General features: G+C 69.3%; 20 protein-coding genes. 14 read left to right on the forward strand and 6 right to left on the reverse strand.

The window, feature by feature from the left end; genetic code table 11:
• Positions 1 to 77 precede the first annotated feature (77 nt).
• A complete protein-coding gene (locus AC1ROY_RS06850; protein WP_493147849.1) occupies positions 78 to 839 on the reverse strand; it encodes an SDR family oxidoreductase in 762 nt (253 codons plus the stop codon).
• Between the two features lie 134 nt (positions 840 to 973).
• Here AC1ROY_RS06850 and AC1ROY_RS06855 point away from each other — a divergent pair, with 134 nt between their 5' ends.
• The gene (locus AC1ROY_RS06855; RefSeq protein ID WP_493147850.1) at positions 974 to 2017 is read left to right on the forward strand and encodes a C-terminal binding protein; all 1044 of its coding nucleotides are present in this window, start codon (positions 974 to 976) and stop codon (positions 2015 to 2017) included.
• Between the two features lie 169 nt (positions 2018 to 2186).
• Here AC1ROY_RS06855 and AC1ROY_RS06860 read toward each other — a convergent pair whose 3' ends face one another.
• Positions 2187 to 3749 (reverse strand): acyl-CoA synthetase, encoded by a 1563-nt coding sequence (locus AC1ROY_RS06860; protein ID WP_493147851.1) that lies wholly within the window; start codon positions 3747 to 3749, stop codon positions 2187 to 2189.
• Complete coding sequence (locus AC1ROY_RS06865; RefSeq protein ID WP_493147852.1) at positions 3746 to 4444, reverse strand: SDR family NAD(P)-dependent oxidoreductase; 699 nt, start codon at positions 4442 to 4444, stop codon at positions 3746 to 3748. The genes AC1ROY_RS06860 and AC1ROY_RS06865 overlap by 4 nt, the downstream gene beginning before the upstream one ends.
• A gap of 109 nt (positions 4445 to 4553) precedes the next feature.
• On the opposite strand from AC1ROY_RS06865, the gene dctP reads away from it, so the two are divergent.
• From dctP to AC1ROY_RS06900, 7 genes are all read left to right on the forward strand, one after another.
• A complete protein-coding gene (gene dctP, locus AC1ROY_RS06870) occupies positions 4554 to 5597 on the forward strand; it encodes a TRAP transporter substrate-binding protein DctP (RefSeq protein WP_493147853.1) in 1044 nt (347 codons plus the stop codon).
• Between the two features lie 13 nt (positions 5598 to 5610).
• Complete coding sequence (locus AC1ROY_RS06875; RefSeq protein WP_493147854.1) at positions 5611 to 6120, forward strand: TRAP transporter small permease; 510 nt, start codon at positions 5611 to 5613, stop codon at positions 6118 to 6120.
• Positions 6117 to 7403 (forward strand): TRAP transporter large permease, encoded by a 1287-nt coding sequence (locus tag AC1ROY_RS06880; protein ID WP_493147855.1) that lies wholly within the window; start codon positions 6117 to 6119, stop codon positions 7401 to 7403. Before AC1ROY_RS06875 ends, AC1ROY_RS06880 begins: the two co-directional genes overlap by 4 nt.
• The gene (locus tag AC1ROY_RS06885; protein WP_493147856.1) at positions 7400 to 7864 is read left to right on the forward strand and encodes a GAF domain-containing protein; all 465 of its coding nucleotides are present in this window, start codon (positions 7400 to 7402) and stop codon (positions 7862 to 7864) included. The genes AC1ROY_RS06880 and AC1ROY_RS06885 overlap by 4 nt, the downstream gene beginning before the upstream one ends.
• A gap of 74 nt (positions 7865 to 7938) precedes the next feature.
• On the forward strand, positions 7939 to 10074 hold the full coding sequence (locus AC1ROY_RS06890; RefSeq protein WP_493147857.1) for an acetate--CoA ligase family protein: 2136 nt from the start codon (positions 7939 to 7941) through the stop codon (positions 10072 to 10074).
• Positions 10075 to 10163: 89 nt separating this feature from the next.
• Positions 10164 to 10985 (forward strand): EipB family protein, encoded by an 822-nt coding sequence (locus AC1ROY_RS06895; protein ID WP_493147858.1) that lies wholly within the window; start codon positions 10164 to 10166, stop codon positions 10983 to 10985.
• 117 nt (positions 10986 to 11102) lie between these two features.
• On the forward strand, positions 11103 to 12455 hold the full coding sequence (locus AC1ROY_RS06900) for an amidase (protein WP_493147860.1): 1353 nt from the start codon (positions 11103 to 11105) through the stop codon (positions 12453 to 12455).
• A gap of 58 nt (positions 12456 to 12513) precedes the next feature.
• Here AC1ROY_RS06900 and AC1ROY_RS06905 read toward each other — a convergent pair whose 3' ends face one another.
• The gene (locus AC1ROY_RS06905; protein ID WP_493147862.1) at positions 12514 to 14187 is read right to left on the reverse strand and encodes a formate--tetrahydrofolate ligase; all 1674 of its coding nucleotides are present in this window, start codon (positions 14185 to 14187) and stop codon (positions 12514 to 12516) included.
• Positions 14188 to 14289: 102 nt separating this feature from the next.
• Between AC1ROY_RS06905 and AC1ROY_RS06910 the strand changes: the two genes are divergently transcribed.
• Both AC1ROY_RS06910 and AC1ROY_RS06915 read left to right on the forward strand, forming a co-directional pair.
• Entirely contained in the window at positions 14290 to 15261 is a 972-nt protein-coding gene (locus AC1ROY_RS06910) for a Bug family tripartite tricarboxylate transporter substrate binding protein (RefSeq protein ID WP_493147863.1), read from the forward strand.
• A gap of 96 nt (positions 15262 to 15357) precedes the next feature.
• Positions 15358 to 16002, forward strand: a complete 645-nt coding sequence (locus AC1ROY_RS06915) for an OmpW/AlkL family protein (RefSeq protein WP_493147864.1) — start codon at positions 15358 to 15360, stop codon at positions 16000 to 16002.
• Between the two features lie 154 nt (positions 16003 to 16156).
• Here AC1ROY_RS06915 and AC1ROY_RS06920 read toward each other — a convergent pair whose 3' ends face one another.
• On the reverse strand, positions 16157 to 17848 hold the full coding sequence (locus AC1ROY_RS06920) for an NADPH-dependent assimilatory sulfite reductase hemoprotein subunit (RefSeq protein ID WP_493147866.1): 1692 nt from the start codon (positions 17846 to 17848) through the stop codon (positions 16157 to 16159).
• Between the two features lie 78 nt (positions 17849 to 17926).
• On the opposite strand from AC1ROY_RS06920, the gene cobA reads away from it, so the two are divergent.
• The 3 genes from cobA to AC1ROY_RS06935 are packed head-to-tail and all read left to right on the forward strand — an operon-like array spanning position 17927 to position 19563.
• Positions 17927 to 18736, forward strand: a complete 810-nt coding sequence (gene cobA / locus AC1ROY_RS06925; RefSeq protein ID WP_493147868.1) for a uroporphyrinogen-III C-methyltransferase — start codon at positions 17927 to 17929, stop codon at positions 18734 to 18736.
• Complete coding sequence (locus AC1ROY_RS06930; protein ID WP_493147870.1) at positions 18723 to 18896, forward strand: hypothetical protein; 174 nt, start codon at positions 18723 to 18725, stop codon at positions 18894 to 18896. Before cobA ends, AC1ROY_RS06930 begins: the two co-directional genes overlap by 14 nt.
• 34 nt (positions 18897 to 18930) lie before the next feature.
• Positions 18931 to 19563, forward strand: a complete 633-nt coding sequence (locus tag AC1ROY_RS06935; RefSeq protein WP_493148363.1) for a peroxiredoxin — start codon at positions 18931 to 18933, stop codon at positions 19561 to 19563.
• 74 nt (positions 19564 to 19637) lie between these two features.
• Here the strand turns inward: AC1ROY_RS06935 and AC1ROY_RS06940 are convergent, their stop codons facing one another.
• Positions 19638 to 20741, reverse strand: a complete 1104-nt coding sequence (locus AC1ROY_RS06940; RefSeq protein WP_493147872.1) for a 2-aminoethylphosphonate--pyruvate transaminase — start codon at positions 20739 to 20741, stop codon at positions 19638 to 19640.
• A gap of 99 nt (positions 20742 to 20840) precedes the next feature.
• Between AC1ROY_RS06940 and AC1ROY_RS06945 the strand changes: the two genes are divergently transcribed.
• Positions 20841 to 22346, forward strand: a complete 1506-nt coding sequence (locus AC1ROY_RS06945; RefSeq protein WP_493147874.1) for an MDR family MFS transporter — start codon at positions 20841 to 20843, stop codon at positions 22344 to 22346.
• Positions 22347 to 22402 lie beyond the last annotated feature (56 nt).

Consider the following 22402-nt stretch of genomic DNA (forward strand, 5'->3'; position numbering starts at 1 on the left):
GATTTCCGGCACGTTACTTAGCCGAAGCACATCGCTCGCCCGGCGCCGCCGCGATGCGGCGCCGGGGGCCTAACCATTCAGAGCTTGCGCTGCTGCGCCGCCAGATAGCCGCGGTTGCGCGTTGGCGTGATCAGCACCTCGTTGATGCAGACATGCGGCGGCATCGTCGCGAGGAATAGAACGAGTGCGCCGCAATCCTCCGGCTGCACCATCTCCGACAGCTCCTTCTCGCTGAGCTTGTTCGGGCGCTTGTCGAGGATCGGCGTACGCACCTCGCCCGGGCACATGGCCGTGGAGCGGATGCCGTTGCCGCATTCCTCCATGTTGAGGCTGTGGCTCATCGCCACCACCGCGTGCTTCGAGGCCGTGTAGCCCGCGCCCGAAAGCGGGCTCACGAAGCGTCCGGCCATCGAGGTCGTGTGGATCATCAGCCCGCCGCCCTGCGCGCGCATGAGCGGCAAGGCCGACATCGCGCAATAGAAGGCCGAGAAGAGATTGCCGTTCACCAGCTCCTGCACGCCCTCGGGCGTCAGGTCCTTCCAGCTGCGCTTCTGGATGTTCACGCCCGCGTTGTTCACGAGGATGTCGAGCCGGCCGAGCTTGCTGGCGATGAAGTCCGCGACCTTCTGCACCGCCGTGGGCTTGGCGAGATCCGCCGCCTTCACGTGCACGGTGCCGCCGGCGGCCTTGATCGTGGCCGCGACCTTGTCGAGCTTCTCCTTGGTCCGGCCTGTCAGGACGACCGTCGCACCCTCCGCCGCCAATGCGATCGCGGCGGCCTCGCCGATGCCGCTCCCCGCGCCCGTCACCCATGCGGTTTGCCCAGCTAACTTACCCATCGAACTCTCCCTCCGTTCCTTGTGCGCGAGCCTAGATGGGCTGCCTACGCGCGCAAGAGGGCCGCCAAAGGGGGAAGCTTGTCGGGCAGGCACGAGCATGCTTCGCTCGGTGAAATCCATTGGGAGAAACGCAGATGGCGAAATTCCGCATCGTCACGCCCGCGGGCGCAAGCTTCACCGTCGCCGGCGGCGGCTACGACCTCGAGATGGAGGCGCTCCAGGGCATGGATGCCGAGATCGTCGAGGCGCCCATGGACACCGCCGGCTTCATCGCCGCCGCCAAGGACGCGGACGCCATCTACGCCAAGGGCATCCCCATCACGGCCGAGATCATCGAGAGCCTGAAGAACGTGAAGTCCATCACGCTCGGCTCCGTCGGCGTGGACAGCGTGGACGTGAAGGCCGCGACGCGCGCCGGCATCCCCGTGACCAACGTGCCCGACACCTTCATCGAGGAGGTCGCCGACCACGCGATGACGCTGCTGCTCTCGACCTTCCGGCGGGTGATCGAGCAGGACAAGATGGTGCGCGAGCATCGCTGGAAGGAAGGCCGTCCGGCGCTCCTCAAGATCCCGCGGCTCATGGGGCAGACGCTCGGCTTCGTCAGCTTCGGCCGCGTGGCCCGCGCCGTCGCCAAGCGCGCCGCGCCCTTCGGCCTGCGCTTGATCGCCTACGACCCGTTCCTCGACGAGACGCAGATCAGCGAGCACGGCGTGATGCCGGTCTCGCTGAACGACGTGATGAGCCAGTCGGACTTCGTGTCGATGCACGCGCCGGCGCGGCCGGAATGCACGCACCTCCTGAAGGAGGAGCACTTCCGGAAGATGAAGAAGACCAGCATCTTCATCAACACGGGCCGCGGCCCGACGGTGGACGAGGCCGCGCTGATCAAGGCGCTCTCCGAGGGCTGGATCGCCTATGCAGGCCTCGACGTGCTGGAGGTCGAGCCGCCCTCGCACAACAACCCGCTGCTCAGCATGGACAACGTGATCCTCTCCGCGCACACGGCCTCGGCCTCGGCGCGCTTCGACGAGGCGCGCAAGCGCCGCGTGGGCAGCGAGCTGGCGCTGATCCTGTCCGGCAAGTGGCCCATGAGCTGCGTGAACCCGGCCGTGCTGCAGAACACGAAGCTGCAGCGCTGGCAGCCGATCGGCATCGGGCGCGGGCCGAACAGCTGAGACGACGATGTTGAGGGGGCGTCGCCCCCTCAAACTCCCCCAGCAGGGAACACGTTCCCTGCACCCTCATCTGTACGAGGAGTCGGGTGTACGAGGAGTCGGGGCCAAAAGCCCTGGCGGGGTGAGCCTCGAAGCGGAACAACCCCGAAAAGGCGAGGTTTTCCCGCAACTATAGGAAGCGAACCCCTTCCGCCTCCAGCCGTTCCCGCAGCAACGCCTTCGGGATCTTCCCATACGCCGATTTCGGAAGCTCCTTCCAGAAGGCAAAGTGCTGGGGATGCCGGTAGCGCGCGAGCCGGCCGTCCAGATGCTGCAGCAGTTCCGCCGCGCCCAAGGAAGCGCCTTCGCGCAGCACCACGCAGGCCACGCCCGCCTCGCCCCATTTGGGATGCGGCAACCCGACCACCGCGCATTCCGCGACGGCGGGATGCGTCAGCAGCGCCTCCTCCACCTCGCGCGGATAGACGTTCGATCCGCCCGAGATGAACATGTCCGAGGCGCGGCCGGTGATGTGCAGGAAGCCGCGCGCATCGAGAAATCCCAGATCGCCTGTGTGGAACCAGCCGTGGCGGAAGGCCTTCTCCGTCGCCTCCGGATTGTTCCAATAGCCGGCCAGGACGGCGTTGCCGCGCACGCAGATCTCGCCCTGCGCACCCGGCGGCATGCGCGTTCCGTCCTCGTCCAGGATGGCGAGGTCCATGGCCGTCCGCGGCATGCCGCAACTGCCGACGCTCGGATCGCTGTCGTCCATCGTGTGCTGGTCCGGGCGCAGCACGGTGATGTTGCCCGTCACCTCGCCAAGCCCGAAATACTGCACGAGGCACGGGCCCAGCCGCTCCATCGCGCGCTTCTGGTCGGCACGGTACATGGGCGCGCCCGCATAGATCACGTGGCGCAGCGCATGCGGCGCCGCGCGCTCGTCGGCCGCGAGCATGTTGAGGATGGTGGGCACGGTGAACATGTTGGTCACGCCGTGCCGCGCGATCAGCTCCCAGGCGATGCCGGTGTCCAACCGCTCCCCGGGCATCAGGATCGAACAAGCACCGCGCGCCACCTGGCTCATCGCATGGATGCCCGCGCCGTGGCTGAGCGGCGCGACCACCAGCGAGGCGTCACGCTCCGTCAGGCCGGGCATGAGGTCCGCGAGATGGTTGGTGACGACGAAGCCCATCTGCCCATGCGTCAGAACCGCCGCCTTGGGTCGCCCCGTTGTGCCGGAGGTGAAGAAGAACCAGCAGGGATGGTCGCGGTCGACATCGGCCTCGTGGTCGGGCGGCGGCGAGGGCGCGGCGGCGATCAGCGCTTCGAAATCCAGCTCGCCCCCGCGCGCGTCACCCACGGCAAGGATCAGCCGGCAGTCCGGCGCGGCCTCGCGCACCGCATCGGCATGGCCGGCGAAGCCGTGGTCGCGCAACATGGCGCGCGCGCCGCTCGCCGCGGCGAGGTAGGCGGCTTCCGGCGGCGTCAGCCGCACATTGGTCGGCACCCAGACCGCGCCGAGCTTCAGGCAGGTCCACAGGCTCTCGAACATCACGTTGGAGTTGCGGGAGTGAACCAGCACGCGATCGCCGGGCCCGATGCCGTGTCCCTGCAGCACCATGCAGAAGCGGTCCACCCGCGCATCCATCTCGGCCCAGCTCCAGACCTTCTCGCGCCAGATCAGCGCCGGCGCCTCAGGCAGCCGCCGCGCCGTCTGGGTCAGCAGCCGGCCGAGATTGGTGGTCGGGATCACCCCATCACCCCTGCGCCGGCATAGCCGCCATCCACCGGCAGCGCGTGGCCGGTGATGTAGGAGGATCGCGCATCGTCCAGCAGGAAGAGCGCCGCCTGCGCCACCTCCTCCACGCGGCCGTAACGGGCGGCGGGGATGCGCGAGATCCACTGCGCGCGCGTCTCCGCGTCGTGCAGTTGCGTCACCATCGGCGTCTCGATCGGCGCCGGGCAGATGGCGTTCACGCGGATGCGATGCGGCGCTAGGTCGATCGCCAGCACCTGGGCCATGTTGATCACCGCGGCCTTGGACGCGCCATAGGCCGCCCGCCCCTGCACCCCACGCAGCCCCGAGACCGAGGCCACGAAGACGATCGAGCCTCCCTTCCCGCTCGCGACCATGGCCTTTGCCGCCGCCTGCGCCACGAGGAAGCTCCCTGTCAGGTTCACGTCGAGGATGCGGCGGAAGACATCCGGATGCGTCTCCAGAATGGGCGTCGCTGCGGAGATGCCGGCGCTGCATACCACCCCGCGCAGCCCGTCCAACGCCCCGATCCAGTTCGCGACAGCCGCCGCATCCGTCACGTCGAGCGCCGTCACGCCCTCCGCAACCGCCTGATCCGCCGCAGAAACCTGCCAGCCCTCGTTCCGGGCCGCCTGCACGATGCCGAGCCCGATCCCGGAGGCCCCGCCCGTCACCGCCAGAACTGATGGCATATCCCCCTCCCTTTGCATCCCTTGGGGCCCGTCTTGCATGCCGGGCTTTCCGGGCCGCATTGTGACACCGCAAATGCGGCCCGCAAAAGCCGCCTGGGAGGAAGAGACCATGACCCCGAGCACGAGCCGCCGCGCCCTGCTGGCCGGCGGCAGCGCCACCCTGCTGGCTGCCCCGCATGTCGCGAAGGCACAGACGCAGTACCGCGCCGAATACAAGATGTCGGTCGTCGGCAACCGGCCCATCCCCTTCGCCGAGGGCGCCTTCCAATGGGCCGAGCTCATCACCGAGCGCTCGGGCGGCCGCATCAACGTGAAGGTCTATCCCGGCAGCCAGCTCGTCGGCGGCGACCAGACGCGCGAGCTGCTGGCCATGCGCCAGGGCATCATCGACTTCGCGGTGTTCAGCACCATCAACATCGCGCCCCAGGTGCGCGAGGCCGGCATCTTCCAGCTGCCCTTCCTGATGCCCGACCACCGCGCCTTCGACGCGCTGCTCAACGGCGAGGTCGGCCGCGACCTGATCGGCATCATGGACCGCCGCGACGTGACCGCCGTCTCCTTCGGCGAGAACGGCTTCCGGGAGATCAGCAATTCCCGCCGGGCCATCCGCACGCCGGCCGACCTGCGGGGCCTGAAGATCCGATTCGCCGCCGGCGCCATCTTCAACGACATCTTCAACGGCCTCGGCGCCAACCCGCTGCAGATGTCCTTCGCCGACCTGCAGCCGGCGCTGTCCACGGGCGCGGTCGACGGGCAGGAGAACCCGGTCAACCTCTTCCTGGCCTTCCGGATGGACACGCTGTCGCAGAAGCACATGACCATCTGGAACTACGTGAACGACGCGCTGATCTTCGGCCTCAACAAGCAGCTGATGGCCGGCTTCACCCCGGCCGACCAGCAGCTCATCCGCGAATGCGGCATCGAGGCGGCGCGGCGCAACATCGCCCTCGCCCGCCATGGCCTCGGCATCCCGGGCACGGACGACAGCGCGCTCGTCGAGGCGCGCAACCGCGGCGTCGAGGTGACGGTCCTCTCGACCGAAGAGAAGCGCGTCTTCGCGACGGCGCTGCGCCCGGTCTACGACAAGTGGTCCGCCACGGTCGGGCGGGAGATCGTGGGCAAGGCCGAGGCCGCCATCCGGGCCGTTTCGTGAGGCTCTCCGCCTGATGGCCGCGGATTTCGACCCGACCGCGGCACCTTCCGATCCCCGCACGCGCCTCCCCCTGACCTTGGAGCGCGTGCTGCTGGCCGTCGCGATGGGGGCGATGGCGCTCATCACGGCGGGCAACGTGGTGACGCGCTACCTGACCAACATCTCCTTCTCCTTCACGGAGGAGTATTCGGTGGCGCTGATGGTGGTCGTGGCGATGGTGGGCACCGCGCTCGCCACCGCGGCCGGCCGGCACATCCGCATCGGCTATTTCGTCGACAAGCTGTCCCCGCGCCGTCGCCGGATCGCGGAGATCATCGCTTCGGCCCTGCTCATCCTCTGCTTCGCGCTGATCGCCTGGTACGGCGCCCGCATGGTCCTGGACGAGTACGACTTCGAGGTTCTGTCCCCCGGCCTCGGCCATCCGCAATGGCTCTACAGCGTCTGGCTGCCGGTGCTGGCGCTGCTGGTGATCGGGCGCGCCGCAGGCCGCATCCTCCGCCTCGCGCGCGGAGAGGATTCGTGATCGGCGCCGTCCTCTTTCTGATGTTCTTGGCACTTCTGCTCGGTGGCGTGCCGATCGGTGTCGCGCTCGGTCTCGCCGGCGCGCTCGCGATCACCCTGGCCAACCAGACGCTCATGGCCATGCCGACCAACGTCTATGCGGGCATCGCCAAGTACCCGCTGATCGCCATCCCCATGTTCGTGCTGGTCGGCTGCGTCTTCGACCGGACGGGCGTGGCGCTGCGCCTCGTGCGCTTCGCCACCGCCCTGGTCGGCGCCGGGCGCGGCGCGCTGGCGACCGTTGCCGTGCTGGTGGCGATGGTGATCGGCGGCATCTCCGGCTCAGGTCCCGCGACCTCCGCCGCCGTCGGCCAGGTCGTGACGCGCAGCATGGTGAAGGACGGCTATCCGCGGCCCTTCATCGCCGGCACCGTCGCCGCCGCGGCCGCGACCGACATCCTGATCCCGCCCTCCATCGCCTTCATCGTCTATGCGGTGATGGTCCCCGGCGTCTCGGTGCCGGCGATCTTCATGGCGGGGATGCTGCCGGGGATCCTGGCCGGCTTCGCCATCATCGTGCCGATCGTCATCATCTCCTGGCTCAAGGATTTCGGCGGCAAGAATCCGGACCGCGATCAGCTCTCCGTCTGGCAGGCTTTTCGGGAGGCGATCTGGGGCTTGATGGCGCCCGTGGTCATTCTCGGCGGCATGCGCATCGGCGCCTTCACGCCGACCGAGGCCGCCGTCATGGCCGTCTTCTACGGCCTCTTCGTCGGCTTCTTCATCTATCGCAGCATGACGCTGCGCGACCTCTACGAGATGCTGGTCGAGGCGGGCGAGATCTCCGCCGTCATCCTCATCATCATCGCGCTGGCCAGCGTCTTCGCCTGGTCCACCTCCACGCTCGGCATCGTGCAGCCCATCGCCGGCTGGATCGTGGGCCTCGGCCTCGGCGAGTACGGCACCATCGGGCTGCTGATGATCGCGCTCATCTTCATCGGCATGTTCCTGGACGGCGTCTCGACCTTCCTGATCCTGCTGCCGGTGCTGATCCCCATCGCCATGGCCTTCCACTGGGACCTCACCTGGTTCGGCGTCATCCTCACCATGAAGATCGCCATCGGCCAGTTCACGCCGCCCATGGCGGTGAACCTGATGGTGAGCTGCCGCATCGCCGGCGTGACCATGGAGAGCACCATCCCCTGGGTAGTCTGGATGATCCTCGCGATGTTCGTGGCGCTGGCCCTGGTCGTGGTGTTTCCCGGCATCGCCCTCTGGCTGCCGGGCTTCGCGGGGATGATGTGATCGACGTGGTCGTCGCGGCGCTGGCCGAGCCGGACCAGCCGCTCGCGACCTTCCGGGCGCTGGAGGAGGCGACGCGACGCGCCATCGGTCACCGCCTCTTCACCATCATGCGGCACGATCGGGCAACCGATTTCAACACCCGGATCTACAGCAGCATGCCCGCCGAATACCCCGCCGGCGGAGGCAAGCCGGTGAAGGATACGCCCTGGACGCGCCAGCTCCTGCGCGAGGGCCGTCCCTTCATCGGCCGTGACGCCGCCGACATCCGCGCCACCTTCGCCGACCATGCGCTGATCCTCTCGCTCGGTTGCGAGAGCGTTCTGAACCTGCCGGTGCTGTGGCGCGGCGAGGTCATCGGCACCATCAACCTGCTCGATCGCGCCCATGCCTATGCGCCGCACCACGCCGGGCTCGGATTCCGCTTCGCGGCTCTCGCCATTCCGGCCGTGCTGATGAGCTGAGGCCCACGGGGCTTGCCGAAACGCTCCACCTGCTTCCGAATGACATGAACCAACCGCAAGGGAGAGACGCCTCGATGCCTGCCGTGGAACCACTGCGCGATCCCAACAGCCTGAAGCGCCTGCTGGCGCCGCGCAGCTTCGCCGTGGTGGGCGTCTCCGCCGAAGCGACCGGCTTCGGCGCCCGCACCGTCCAGAACATGCGCGACTTCGACGGGCCGGTCTGGTGCGTGAATCCCAAATATGCCGGTCAGGAGCTCCATGGCCGCCCCTGCTACGCCTCCGTCGCCGATCTTCCCGGCGTGCCCGATTCCGCCGTCATCGCCCTGCCCCGCCCCGGCGTCATGGCCGCGGTCGAGGCGCTGGCGGAGAAAGGCGGCGGCGGCGCGGCCATCTTCGCCTCGGGCTATGGCGAGACCGACCTTCCCGAGCGCGCCGTCGAGGAGCAGGTGCTGCGCGACCGCGCGCGTGCGCTCGGCTTTCCGCTGCTCGGCGTGAACTGCCTCGGCTATTGCGACCACCGTCAGCGCGTCGGCGCCACCTTCATGCCGGACTATGTGAAAATGACCGCTCCGGTGGGCGGCGTCGGCGTGGTCAGCCAGTCGGGCGCGCTGGGCTATGCGCTGATGCAGGCGGCCGAGCGCGGCTTCGCCATGTGCCACATGGCCACCGCCGGCAATGCCACGGATCTCGATGTCTGCGACCTCGCGGCCTTCCAGCTCACCATCCCCGAATGCCGCAGCGTGGCGCTCGTCGTGGAGGGTCTGCGCGATGCGCGGCGCCTCTTCGCGCTGGGCGACATCGCGCGCGACCTCGGCAAGACCATCGTGGTGCTGAAGCTCGGCCGCGGCGAGATCGGCGCCAAGGCCGCCATGTCGCACACGGGGTCGCTGGCCGGCAGCACCGCGGCCTGGTCGGCCGGCTTCAAGCGCGCCGGCATGCTGGAGGTGGAGGATTTCGACTCCATGCTCGAGACCGCCGGCTTCTTCGCCAAGTCCGGCCCGCCCAAGACTAAGGGGCGCGGCGTGGGCATCGTGACGCCCTCGGGCGGCGCCGGCATCATGTCCGCCGACCATGCGGAATTCGCCGGGCTGGAGCTGCCGCAACCGGCGCCGGCGACGGAGAAGGTGCTGCGATCGGCCATCCCGGATTTCGGCAGCCCGCGCAATCCCTGCGACCTCACGGCCCAGGTGGCGACCAACCCGAAATCCTTCGAGGAGTGCATGGTCGCGATGCTCGCCGACGAGCAATACGCGGCCATCGTCTTCCCGGTCGTCTACCACAATCCCGCCCCCACGGCGACGCCGCAGCGCATGCGGGTGCTGAATCCGATGTCCGCAGCGTCGGGAAAGCCCATCTGCGTCGGCTGGGTGCCGGAGAGCCTGGAAGGCCCTGGGCCGGAAGCGGCGGATGCGTCGAGCCACATCTCCCTCTTCCGCAGCACGCGGCGCATGATGAACACGCTCCGCCTGTGGTTCGACCATCATGGCGCCAGGCCCGCCCCGGGCGTGATCGATGCGAGCGCCCAGACGGCCGCCAGGGCCATCCCGGCCGGCGAGCGCACGCTGATGGAAGCGGCAGCGAAGTCTGCCTTCGCCTCAGCCGGCCTGCCGGTGGTGGATGAGCGCCGCGCCAAGACCGTCGAGGAGGCTGTGGCGGCCGCGACCTCGCTTGGCTTCCCCGTCGTGCTGAAGGTGGACAGCCCTGACATCGCCCATAAGACAGAGGTGGGCGGCGTGCAGCTCAACCTCGGGGAGGCGGCCGCCGTCACCGCCGCCTTCGCCCGAATCATGGATGGCGCCAGAACCCACGCACCCAAGGCCCGCATCGACGGCGTGCTCGTCCAGCGCATGGAGGCGCGGGGCGTCGAGCTCATCCTCGGCGCCAGCCGCGACCCGCAATTCGGCACCATGGTCCTGGTCGGCCTGGGCGGCGTGCAGGCGGAGCTCTGGAAGGATGTGGCGCTGGATGTGGCCCCCGTCTCGACCGAGGGCGCCATGGCGATGCTGACATCCCTCAAGGCCTTCCCGCTGCTGGATGGCTTCCGGGGCAGCGCCAAGGTGGATATCGAGGCCGTCGCGGCCGCCGTCGCGCGCTTCTCGGGCTTCGTCGCCGCGCTCGGAGAACGGCTGGAGGAGGCCGAGATCAACCCCCTCGTCTGCCGCGAGAACGGCTGCGTCGCGGTGGACGGGCTGATGAAGCTGTCCGGCTGAATCCCGGACAAAGCAGACAAATTCAGCGCTTACACGGAGTTACGACGAGAGCGATTACAGGGGCCGGCTTCTCGTCTATGCTCCGCCATATGATCATCCGAACCGTCCTGGCGGCGCTGCTTTCCGTCGCCCTCCTCACCCCCGCCATGGCGGAAAACGAGCCCGGCACCGAGCACATGCTCGCGCACCGGGCGGCCTATCGCCTGACCCTGGACAGCGTGCGCGACAACGCCTCCGTGGTGCGCGCCGAGGGCATCATGCTCTTCGAGGTGGTGGATGCCTGCGACGCCTGGGCGTCTCGCCAGCGCTTCACCCTCGTCATCTCCGACCGCGACGGCAACACCATCGAGACCAGCTCGGACTACTCCACCCTGGAAGCCAAGGACGGCAGCTCGATCCGCTTCTCCCTGACCCAGATGACCGAGGGGGCGGTGACGTCCCGCGTCGCCGGCGAGGCGACCCTGACGGCCCAGGGCGGCCGCGCCGTCTATTCCGAACCGGCCAACACGCAGGAGGACCTGCCGGCCGGCACCATCCTGCCGATGATCCACACCCTTCGCGCGCTTGCCGCGGCCCGCGCCGGCCAGCGGATCTTCACCGCGCCGCTCTTCGACGGCACCAGCGCCGACGGCGCGCAGGACACGACGACGGTGATGACCGGCGGCTGGACCGCACCGCAGCCCAATCCGAATTTTCCCCTGCTGGCCACGCTCGGCAGCGCACGCATGCGTATCGCCTTCTTCGACCGCAACACCAGCGGGCAGAATGGCGGCGCCGGCACGCCCGACTACGAGGTGAGCATGCGCTATTTCGAGAACGGGGTGGCCGACGAGCTCAAGATGGATTTCGGCGAGTTCGTCGTGGACGGCCGCCTCGGCGAGCTGCAGCCGATTCCCTCGCCCTGCGGCTAGGCCTCCGGCGCGGGGTGGGTTCCGCCTTTCGCGCCCCGCCCGCATAGTCGCGCCCCATCCTTTGTCGCGGGATTCAGGCCTTCGGTCATCCCGCTCCCAGCTTCCGCAGGACGACCGATGCCCCGCCACGCCTTCCCAACGATCGCTGATGCCGCCCAGGCTCTGGAGAACGGCAGCGTCACCGCCGCCGCCCTGGTCGAGGACGCCCTTGCCCGCATGAGCGAGGGTGAAGGGCCGACGGTCTTCACCGCGGTCCACGCCAAATCCGCGCGGGATTCGGCGCTGGCCATGGACCAGCTCCGCCTGGTCGGCCGCGCACCGAGCCGCTTCGCGGGCATCCCGATCACCATCAAGGACCTCTTCGACGAAGCCGGCCAGGTCAGCCGTGCGGGCTCTGTGGCGCGCGATGGGGCGGCGCCCGCCGCCGTGACGGCGCCGGTCGTGGCACGGCTGCAGCGCCAGGGCTTCGTGGTGCTGGGCCGCACCAACATGACCGAGTTCGCCTTCTCCGGCCTCGGCGTGAACCCGCATTATGGCACGCCGAAATCGCCCTGGGATCGTGAGACAGGGCGGTTGCCCGGCGGCTCCTCCTCCGGCGCCGGCGTCGCGACGGCGGATGGCATGGGCTTCGGCGGTCTTGGGACCGACACAGGTGGGTCCTGCCGCATCCCCGCGGCGCTGAACGGCGTGGTCGGCTTCAAGCCGACAGCGCGGCGCGTGCCGATCGACGGCGTGGTCCCACTCTCCTTCTCCCTGGACTCCGTGGGGCCGCTGGCTCGCTCGGTGGCCTGCTGCCATGCACTGGACGCCTTCATCTCCGGCGCAGAGGAGGCGCCGGCCCTGCCAGAGGTGAACCTTGCCGGCCTGCGCCTCGGCATCCTGCACAATATCGTCGAGGACGGGATGGAGGGGGAGGTCGCACGGCCCTATGCCCGGGCACTCGCGCTGCTGGAGCAGGCGGGGGCGAAGCTGGTCGACCTCACCATCCCCGAGCTCGAGCGCATGCCGCAGATCAATGCGAAGGGCGGGCTGACGGCCTCGGAGGCCTATGCCTGGCACCAGGAGCTGATCGCGAGCGACGGGCCGCGCTACGATCCGCTGATCCTCAAGCGGATCCTGCGCGGCGAGAAGATGACTGCGGCGGACTACCTGACCGCGGTGAGGGGCCGGGCCGAGGTGATCGCCGCGGCGGCCGCGCGAACGGCGCCCTTCGACGCGGTGATCTGCCCGACGGTGCCTCTGGCGCCGCCGCCGATCGCGGCCGTGGCGGAGGAGAGCGAGTACAACCGCATCAACCTGCTGCTGCTGCGCAACACGACGATCGCGAATTTCCTCGACCGCTGCGCGATCAGCCTGCCCTGCCACCTTCCCGGCGAGGCGCCCGCGGGCCTGATGCTGATGGGCGAGCCGATGGGCGATGCCAGGCTCTTCGCGATCGCGGCGGCAGTGGAGCGCATCCTGGAAGTGTAAGGGGTCCAGGGGACTGGTTCCCTGGCGGGGTGCGCGAGGGGCGGAGCCCCTCGCCTCGTCAGAACAGTCCTTCGATCCGCCCCTCATCATCCAGCCGGATCGTTTCTGCAGCCGGCACGCGCGGCAGCCCCGGCATGGTCATCACGTCCCCGCAGATCGCCACCACGAAGCCTGCTCCGGCCGAGAGCCGCACGTCGCGGATCGGCAGGACATGGCCTTCCGGCGCGCCGAGCGCCGTCGGATCGGCGCTGAAGCTGTACTGCGTCTTGGCGATGCAGACGGGCACATGACCGAAGCCCTGCGCCTCGAAGCGCGCGAGCTTGGTCGCGACGCTATCGGGAATGGTGATGTCCGAGGCGCGATAGATCTCCTGCGCGATGGTCAGGATCTTGCCGGCGAGCGGCATGGCGTCGGGGTAGAGCGGCTTGAACTTGGCCTCCCCTGCGTCGAGGCGCCGCATCACGGCGTGAGCCAGTGCGACCGTGCCCTGGGCGCCGTCGGCCCAATGGGTGCAGAGGATGGCCTCGGTGCCGAGGGCGGCCATGGCCTGCTGCACGGCGCCGATCTCGGCCTCGGTGTCGGCGGTGAAGCGGTTCAGCGCGACGACCGGCGGCAGGCCGAACTTCTTGATGTTCTCCACGTGCCGGGCAAGGTTCGCGATGCCGCGGCGCACAGCGCCGACATCCTCGCGGCCGAGATCGGCCTTGGCCACGCCGCCATGCATCTTGAGAGCGCGGATGGTCGCCACGATCACGCAGGCATCGGGCGCGAGGCCCGCCAGCCGGCACTTGATGTCCAGGAACTTTTCCGCGCCCAGATCGGCGCCGAAGCCGGCCTCGGTCACGACCACGTCGCTGAGGTGCAGGCCGAGCGTCGTCGCCATCACGCTGTTGCAGCCATGGGCGATGTTGGCGAAGGGCCCGCCATGGACCAGCGCCGGCGAGCCGGCCAGCGTCTGCACGAGGTTGGGCGCCAGCGCGTCCTTCAGCAGCACCGCCATGGCGCCGTCGGCCTTGAGGTCGGCGGCCGTCACCGGCTTCCCGTCGCGCGTGCTGGCCACGATGATCCGGCCGAGCCGGCCCTGCAGATCGGCGAGGTCGTAGGCGAGGCAGAAGGCCGCCATCACCTCCGAGGCGACCACGATGTCGAAGCCGTCCTCGCGGGGAAAGCCGTTCGCCGTCCCGCCCAGCGAGCCCACGATGCCGCGCAGCGCCCGGTCGTTCATGTCCAGCGCCCGGCGCCAGGTGATCCGGCGTGCGTCGATGCCGAGCGAATTGCCCCAGTAGATGTGGTTGTCGAGCATCGCGGCCAGCAGGTTGTTCGCCGCCGTGATCGCGTGGAAATCGCCGGTGAAATGGAGGTTGATGTCCTCCATCGGCACGACCTGCGCATGGCCGCCGCCCGCCGCCCCGCCTTTCACGCCGAAGCAGGGCCCGAGCGAGGGCTCGCGCAGGCAGATCATGGCCTTCTTGCCGATAAGGTTCAGCGCGTCGCCGAGGCCGACCGTGGTGGTCGTCTTGCCCTCCCCCGCCGGGGTCGGGTTGATGCCGGTGACCAGCACGAGCTTACCCAGCGGCCGGTCGTGCCGGGTGCGCGCCACGAAGTCGAGGCCGATCTTCGCCTTGTACTTGCCGTAGGGCTCCAGCGCCTCGGCCGGGATGCCCGCCTTCTCCGCGATCTGGGCGATGGGGGCGAGGGTGGCCGCGCGGGCGATCTCGAGGTCGATGGACATTGCGCTCGGCAGCTCCTGATTCGCGCGGGATTTGAGCCGCTGACGCGCGCCTGGACAAGCCGGGGGCTTTGGGCAATGTGGACGCCAGTTCAGGAGGAAATCATGAGAATGCACCGTCGCGCCCTGCTCGCCGCTCCGGCCTTGCTGCCTTTCGCGGCCCGCGCGCAGGCCGACTGGCCGCAGCGGCCGGTCACCATGTTCGTCCCCTTCGTCGCCGGCGGCCCCTCGGACATCACGGCGCGCGTCATGGCGGCGAAGATGGGCGGCATCCTCGGCCAGCCGGTCGTGGTGGAGAACCGCCCGGGCGCGACCGGCGCGGTGGCCTCCCAGGCCATGATCCGCGCGCCGGCCGACGGCTACACGGTGATGACCGGCGCGATCAGCGTCTTCGCCATCAACAAGGCGCTGCGCCCCAACCTCCCCTACGACCCCGAGCGCGATTTCGCCCCCATCACGCTGGCGGTGACCACCCCCAACGTGCTGGTGATCAACCCCCAGAAGATCCCGGCGACGGACTATACCGGCACCATGGCCTGGCTGCGTGCGAACGGAGCGAACGCCTCCTACTCCACCTCGGGCGTCGGCTCCTCCGAGCACATGACCATGGAGCTCTTCAAGCTCCGCACGAATGCCGACGTGACGCATATACCCTACCAGGGCGGCGCCGCGGCGGGGACGGCGCTGGTGGCGGGCGACGTGCAGCTCACATTCCAGAACCTGAGCTCGATCGCCGGCCATGTCGCCGCAGGGCGGCTGCGCGCGGTGATGGTGACGAGCGAGCGGCGCAACCCGACCATCCCCGACGTGCCCACGGCCGCCGAGGTCGGGCTGGACGACTTCGTCGTCACCTCCTGGCAGGCGACCATGACCTCGGCCGGCGTGCCGGCGCCGGTCCTGGCGAAGCTGGAGGCCGCGGCCATCGAGGCCCTGCGCCATCCGGAGAGCGTGCAGCGCCTCAACCAGGTGGGCTTCGACGTGGTGGCCAGCAGCGCTGCCGAGTTCCGCCGCTTCCAGGCCGCGGAGATCGCGCGCTGGAAGACCGTGGTGGACCGCGCCAACATCCGCCCGGAGTGATGCCAACCGACTGATTTAGCTCAGGGCGCCGCACCGCTCCCAGGCCCAGAGTCGATGCTGCAGCGATGGGCTGCGGCATCTGAAGGCTTTGGAACAATGCGGATCGCGGGATACGTGGCGGCGGCCATGCTGGCACTGGGCGCGGGAGCGGCCTCGGCGCAGGACGCGCCACGGGGCAAGCAGGCGGGCGACATCGTGGTGGGCCTGGGCGCCATCGGCGTACTGCCGACGAATGGCGGCCACGTGAACCGGATCGGCGGCACGCCGACCGCCAGCAACAGCGCCAGCCCGCAGCTGGACGTGAGCTATTTCTTCACGCCGAACATCTCGCTGAACCTGATCGCCGCCAGCACGCAGCACGATGTGAGCGTGCGGAACTCGGCGCTGGGCAATGTCCGGCTCGGCGACGTCTGGGCGCTGCCGCCCACGCTCACCCTGCAATACCACCCGCTGCCGCGCGCGCGGATCAGCCCCTATGTCGGCCTCGGCCTGAACGTGACCTTTTTCTACGGCGAGGGCGGGCGGCTCACGGCGCCCGTGAACCGCGTGCGCATCGACCCCTCGGTCGGCGTCGCGCCCAATATCGGCGTGGACTACGAGATCCGGCCGAATTGGCTGCTGAACCTCGACGCCAAGTGGATCCTGATGCAGCCGGATGTCAGCGTGAACAGCGGATTCATCCGTGCCCGCGCCGACATCAACCCCTTCGTCGTCGGCGCCTCGGTGCGGTACCGCTTCTGAAGGAAAGATTGAGGGGCTATGCCCCTCGTTGTCTCCGCTTCGCGGCCAACCCCCACCAAAGGCCGAAAGGCCTTTGGAAACCAATATTTTTAGGGTCCAGGGCCAAAAGCCCTGGCGGGGGAGCGGGAGGGGGCGGAGCCCCCTCGCACCCCTCTCATTCCGCGGCTACCGCCGGCACTAGGACCGCGCGGCAGGCCTCGGCCCCGAGCCGCGTGCAGAAGTCCCCGAAGCCCTCGCCCGGATCGCGCTGGGCCGCCCAGACGCCTAGCAGCGGCGCGAGGGTGGCGCCGACCCGGTTCAGCGGCACCTTGTCCGCGATCGGGAAGTTCAGCCGCGTGCCCGCGAAGTCCCCACCGACGAAGACCACGTACATCCCCGGCGACTTCCCGACGACGCCGATATCCCCCTGATAGGGCCGCGCGCAGCCATTGGGGCAGCCGGTCAGGCGCAGGCTGACGCGCTCGCCCCGCAGGCCGAGGCGCGAGAGCTCCGTCTCCACCTGATCGAGGATCGGCTGGCGCACGCGCTCGCCCTCGGCCAGTGCCTGGCCGCAGGTGGGGAGCGCCACGCAGGCGATCATGTTGCGGGCGACCTGGGTGAAGGCCTCGGGCAGCGGCACGTTGTGGAAGCGCAGCAGCGCCTCCAGGGCCGCGCGGTCCTCCGGCCGGATGTCGGTGAGCAGGACGTCCTGGATCGAGGTCGCGATCGGGTTCGCGCCGAGCACCGAGGCGGCCTCGCGCAGCGCCGTGCGCAGGCGGATCTCGCCATGGTCGGCGACGCGCCCGGCCGGGACGTGCAGACCGAACCACCAGAGGCCGTCCCCCTGCTCGTGCCAGCCGAGATGGTCGGGGATCTCGAAGCGAGGCAAGGGCGGTGGCGGCGCAAGCGGACGACCAAGATCGGCCGAAAGCCGCTCGCGAGCCCATTCCACGCCGCGCTCCGCCAGGACGTATTTCAGCCGGGCGTGCTTGCGGTCCGAGCGGTCGCCATGGTCGCGCGAGAGGCGGACGACGGCCTCGGCCACCTCCAGCACCTCGTCCGGGCCGATGAGGGCCACCGCGTCAGCGATGCGCGGATAGGTCGCGGGCTTGTTGTGCGTCATGCCCATGCCGCCGCCGATGGTGACGATCCAACCGGTGATGCCGCCGGCCGAATCGGTCTGCATGACGAAGCCGAGGTCGTTGGCCAGCACATCCGGCGTGTTGTCGTCCGGATGGGCCAGGCCGATCTTGAACTTCCGGGGCAGGTAGGTGGGGCCGTAGAGGGGCTCGTCCTGCGTCCCGACGGGCTCCTCGTCCAGGAAGATCTCGTGATGGGCCCGGCTCTTCGGCAGGAGGGCTGAGGAGAGGCGCCGGGCTTCGGCCTCCAGCCGGGCGTGGATCGCGTCCCGCCGCGGCGCCGGTGTGGTGACCACGTTGCGAACCACGTCGCCGCAGGCGGCGAGGGTCGTCAGCAGGGCGGCATCCACGGCCGCGATGCTGTTTTTGAGGTTTTCCCTCAGAATTCCGTGAAACTGAACGCCCTGGCGCGAGGTCAGCCGTAAAGTTCCATCAGCGAATTCACCGGCCAGATCGTCCAACGCGATCCATTGGGCCGCGGTCAGCCGCCCGCCCGGAGCCCGGACGCGGACCATGAAGGACCATTCCTTGTCCTCCCCGGCCTGCTTGCGCGCGGTCGCGGTGTCGCGGTCGAACTGCTCGTAGGTTCCATGGAATTTCAACAGCGTATAGGCTGCTTCTGAGAGGCCGCCACGTGCGGCCTCAGACGAGATCTCAGCCGCAATGGGCCCTCGCAGGCCCGCGCTCTCGGATTTGATGGTTTCGGCGCCGGTGGGCTTCATCGCCATTCCCTACGATGGTACTGGACACCGTGAAATCACGATTATACGGTCTCATCAAGCGCCATTCGCGGATATCAACAAAATATGACCGTTCAATTTGCATCCGCCCTAGCGGGCCGGAGCTTCCCTCCCGGAGAGGTCTGGCTGGTGGGCGCCGGCCCCGGTGATCCGGATCTCCTGACGCTCAAGGCCGTCCGGGCCCTGGAGCAGGCGGATCTCGTCCTGCACGACGCCCTCCCCGGCCGGGCGGTCCTGCGCCATGTCCGGAGCGGCACGGAGATCGTGGCCGTCGGCAAGCGGAAGGGCGCGGCGCCCGTCCCCCAGGCCAGGATCAACACCCGCCTGGTTGCGGGCGCCCTCGCCGGGCTGAGGGTGGTCCGCCTGAAGGGCGGCGACCCCTTCGTCTTCGGCCGCGGCGGCGAGGAAGTCCTGGCCTGCGAGGCCGCCGGCATCCCCTGGCGCGTGATCCCCGGCATCTCCGCGGGCCTCGCCGCGCCGGCCGCGGCGGCGATTCCGCTGACCCATCGCGGCACCGCCTCGGCCGTCACCTTCGTGACCGCCCATGACGAGACGGGCGCGCTGCCGGCGCTGGACTGGGAGGCTCTGGCCCGGACCGGCGGCACCATCGCCGCCTTCATGGCCCTCTCCCGTCTCGACGAATTGACGCTGCGCCTCCTTGCCGGGGGCCTGCCAGCCTCCACGCCGGTCGCGATCGTCGCGCAAGCCACGCTGCCCGGCGAGTCTGGCCTGCGCACCACGCTCGGCGCATGCACCCTGGACGCCCGCCGCGCCGCCCTGCCGACCCCGGCCCTGGTCGTCATCGGCGATGTCGTGGGCCTGCTGTCCCATCGCGTTACGCCTGTCATCGGAGCGGTTCATCATGCTTGCGCCTGAGATTCCCGCCCGCCACGATATTGCCTGGGTGAACGACGACTGGCCCTCCGTCTCGGAGGACCACGAACTCCCCGAAGAGCCCTGGCTGCCCGCGCGCGACGTCTCGCTCATGACGCTGGCGGCCTTTGCGCTGATCGCGCTGCTGCAACTGTTCCACTGAGACCAAGGAAAAAATCATGACGCTTCAGACCGGCATTCCCCTCACGCTCGGCCAGGTCGCGCCCGACTTCGAGGCCGAGACCACCGCCGGCCCGATCCGCTTCAGCGACTGGGCCAAGGATTCCTGGGTGGTCTTCTTCTCGCACCCGAAGGACTTCACCCCGGTCTGCACGACGGAACTCGGCGAGGCCGCCCGCCTCAAGCCGGAATTCGACAAGCGCGGCGTGAAGGTCATCGGACTCTCCGTCGACTCGCTCGACCGCCACGGCGCCTGGGCCGAGGACATCAAGGAGACCCAGGGCCACGCCCTGAACTTCCCCATGATCGCGGACCCCTCGAAGAACGTCTCCCAGCTCTACGGGATGATCCACCCGGAGGCCGATCCCTCCATCACGGTACGGACGGTCTATGTGATCGACCCCGCGCGGAAGGTCCGCCTGACGCTGACCTACCCGCCCAGCACCGGCCGCAACTTCCTCGAGGTGCTGCGGGTGATCGACAGCCTGCAGCTCACCGACAAGCACAAGGTCGCGACGCCCGTGAACTGGGAGAAGGGCGGCAAGGCCATCATCGTGCCCTCGCTCTCCGACGAAGACGCGGCGAAGCGCTTCCCGCAGGGCTGGAAGGCCGACCGGCCCTATCTGCGCTGGGTCGAGGTCGCGGAATAACAACGGCATTGAGGGGGCTTTGCCCCCTCAAACTCCCCCACCAAAGGCCGAAAGGCCTTTGGAAACCAAAAGTTTTAAGCCGCCCGCTGCAGGCCGAGCTCACCGAGCACGGCCTTCACCGCCGCCGCCGTTTTCTCCATGTCCGCCAGGCCAACATCGCCGATGGCGCCAATCCGGAAGCTCGGCTGTACGCTGGTGTAGTAGCTGCTGATCAGGACGCCATGGCGCTTCAGCGCCTCCACGAACTCCGCCAGCACGAAGCCGGCCGGCTGGTGGAAGGTCACCACGATCGGGCCCTGCTCGGCCTCCTCCACATAGGGCTTCAGCCCCAGCGCCTTCAGCCCGCGATACAGCGCATCCGCATTGGCGCGATAGCGTGCGAGGCGAGGCGCCTGGCCGCCCTCGGCATCGAAGCGGTCCAGCGCCACGTCCAGCGCGCGGAGCGTCTGCACCGGGCCGGTGAAGCGCAGGCTGCCCATGCCGCTGTTCTTGGTGTTCGCCCAGACATCGGCGAGATCCAGGCTCCAGGAGCCGGCATTCCCGACCGCCGCTTCGCAGCTGTCGATGCGCGACACCGCGAAGGCGAAGCCCGGCAGCCCCTCCAGGCACTTGTTGGAGGTGAAGAGCACCGTGTCGATCTCGGGCTGCCGCGACAGGTCGATCGGCAGCGCCCCGAAGGCCGAGACGGCATCCACGATCATCCGGCGCCCCGCCGCACGGACCACAGGCCCGATCACGGCCGGGTCGTTCACGATGCCGCTGCCCGTCTCGCTGTAGACCAGGGCGACATGGCTGCATTCGGGATGGGCGGCCAGCGCCGCCTCGATCTCCGCCGGCGTGACGCTCCGCGAATCCGGGACCTCCAGTTCCACCACCACACGCCCCGCGGACCGGCCGAGCTTCACCGCACGGCCCGCATACTGGCCGTTCACCGGCACCAGCACCGCGCCGCCGGGCGGCACGAAGGTGCGGATCGCCGCCTCCATGATCATGTGCCCGGCCACCTGCAGCGGCAGGGTGACGTGCACCCCCTCCACGCCGCCGGCGATCACGCGGATCCGCTCGCGCAGCCGCGTGTAGAACGGCCGGAACGCCGAGTCCCAGGGCGCGATGTCCTCGGCCATGGCGGCGCGCACCGAGGGGTGGGTCTGCACGGGTCCGGGCGTGAGCATCAGCATGGGTCGAAAAATCCTGTCCGAACCTGGGACATGCCGCGAATCGCGACATTACGGAACCCCCGGTTCGACTCGGTGACGTATTGGTCTAGTTTCGCAGACATGGCCGATGCCCGCGTTACTGCGATGATCGTCGCCTCCGCGCTGTTCATGCAGAACCTGGACAGCGCGGCGGTGGTCACCGCCCTCCCCTCCATGGCGCGCGATATGGGCGAGGAGCCCACGCGCCTCGGCGTCGCCATCACCTCCTACCTGGTGGCGCTGACGGTCTTCATCCCCGTCTCGGGCTATATCGCCGACCGCTTCGGGGCCAAGCGTGTCTTCCTCATCGCGATCGCCCTGTTCGGCGCCGCCTCGATGGCCTGCGGCTTCTCAAACAGCCTGACGGAGCTGGTGATCGCGCGCGTCGTCCAGGGCATGGCGGGGGCCATGATGGTCCCGGTCGGCCGGCTCCTCCTGCTGAGCGGCATCCGCAAGGACGAGATGCTGACGGCCATGACCTGGCTCACCATGCCCGCCATGATCGGCCCGATCAGCGGCCCGCCGCTGGGCGGCATCCTGACGGACCTCTTCGGCTGGCGCAGCGTCTTCTGGATCAACCTGCCGGTCGCGGCGATCGGGCTCATCATGGTCGCCTGGAAGATCGAGCCCCTGCCCCGCACGGATCCCGGCCCGCCCGATGTGAAGGGGCTGGTCCTGGTCGGCGGGGCGCTGGCCACCCTCATGGCCGGCCTCGAGACCATCGGCCGCGGCATCTTCCCGACGGGCTGGCCCGAGGGGCTGATGGTCGTGGGGGTCGTCCTGGCCGTCTGGGCCATCCGGCACTGCCGCGCCGCGCCCAAGCCCGCGCTCGACCTCAGCCTGCTGAAGATCCCGAGCTTCCGCTACTCCACCATGGCGGGCAGCCTGTTCCGCAGCGGCGCCGGCGGCATCCCCTTCCTCGTGCCCATGCTGCTGCAGGTGGGCTTCGGCTGGCGGGCCTCCGAGGCCGGCTTCGTGGCCTTCGCGACGGCGATCGGCGCCTTCTTCATGAAGCCGCTGACGCGGCCGATCCTGCGGCGCTTCGGCTTCCGGACGGTGATCATCGGCAATGGCCTGCTGGCGGTGTTCGGCGTTGCATCGGGCGCGATGTTCACCGCGGACTGGCCGATCGCGGCGATGTTCGTGGTGCTGGCTCTCGGCGGCCTGTTCCGCTCGCTGCAGTTCACCGCGCTCAACACCCTCGCCTTTGCCGATACGACGCGGGGCCAGCTCAGCGCGGCCACGAGCTTTTACGGCACGGCGCAGCAGCTCGCGCCCGCGCTGGGCGTGGTGCTGGCCACGGCCTCGCTGGAGCTCGCGCGCCATGTCAGCGGCGATGCCGTGCTGCAGCCGGCCGACTTCACGGCGGCCTTCCTCGTCGCGGCGCTGGTGGTCGCAACCTCGATCCCCTTCGCCCTGGGCCTCGCGAAGGATGTAGGCTCCGAGGTCAGCGGGCGGGGGCTCGTGGCGGCCAAGGCCGTCACGGGCCAGACGGTTTCCAGCCCGGTGGAGACGGACGAGGTGGCGGAGCCCGTGCCGGCGCCTCGGGTCGTCGAGCTGAGCGAAGCGGACCGCAAGCCCCGCTGAGTGAAGGGGTCCAGGGCATAAAGCCCTGGTGGGGGAGCGCGAGGGGGCAAAGCCCT

Source organism: Roseococcus sp. GW821-FHT12F05 (assembly GCF_058806835.1).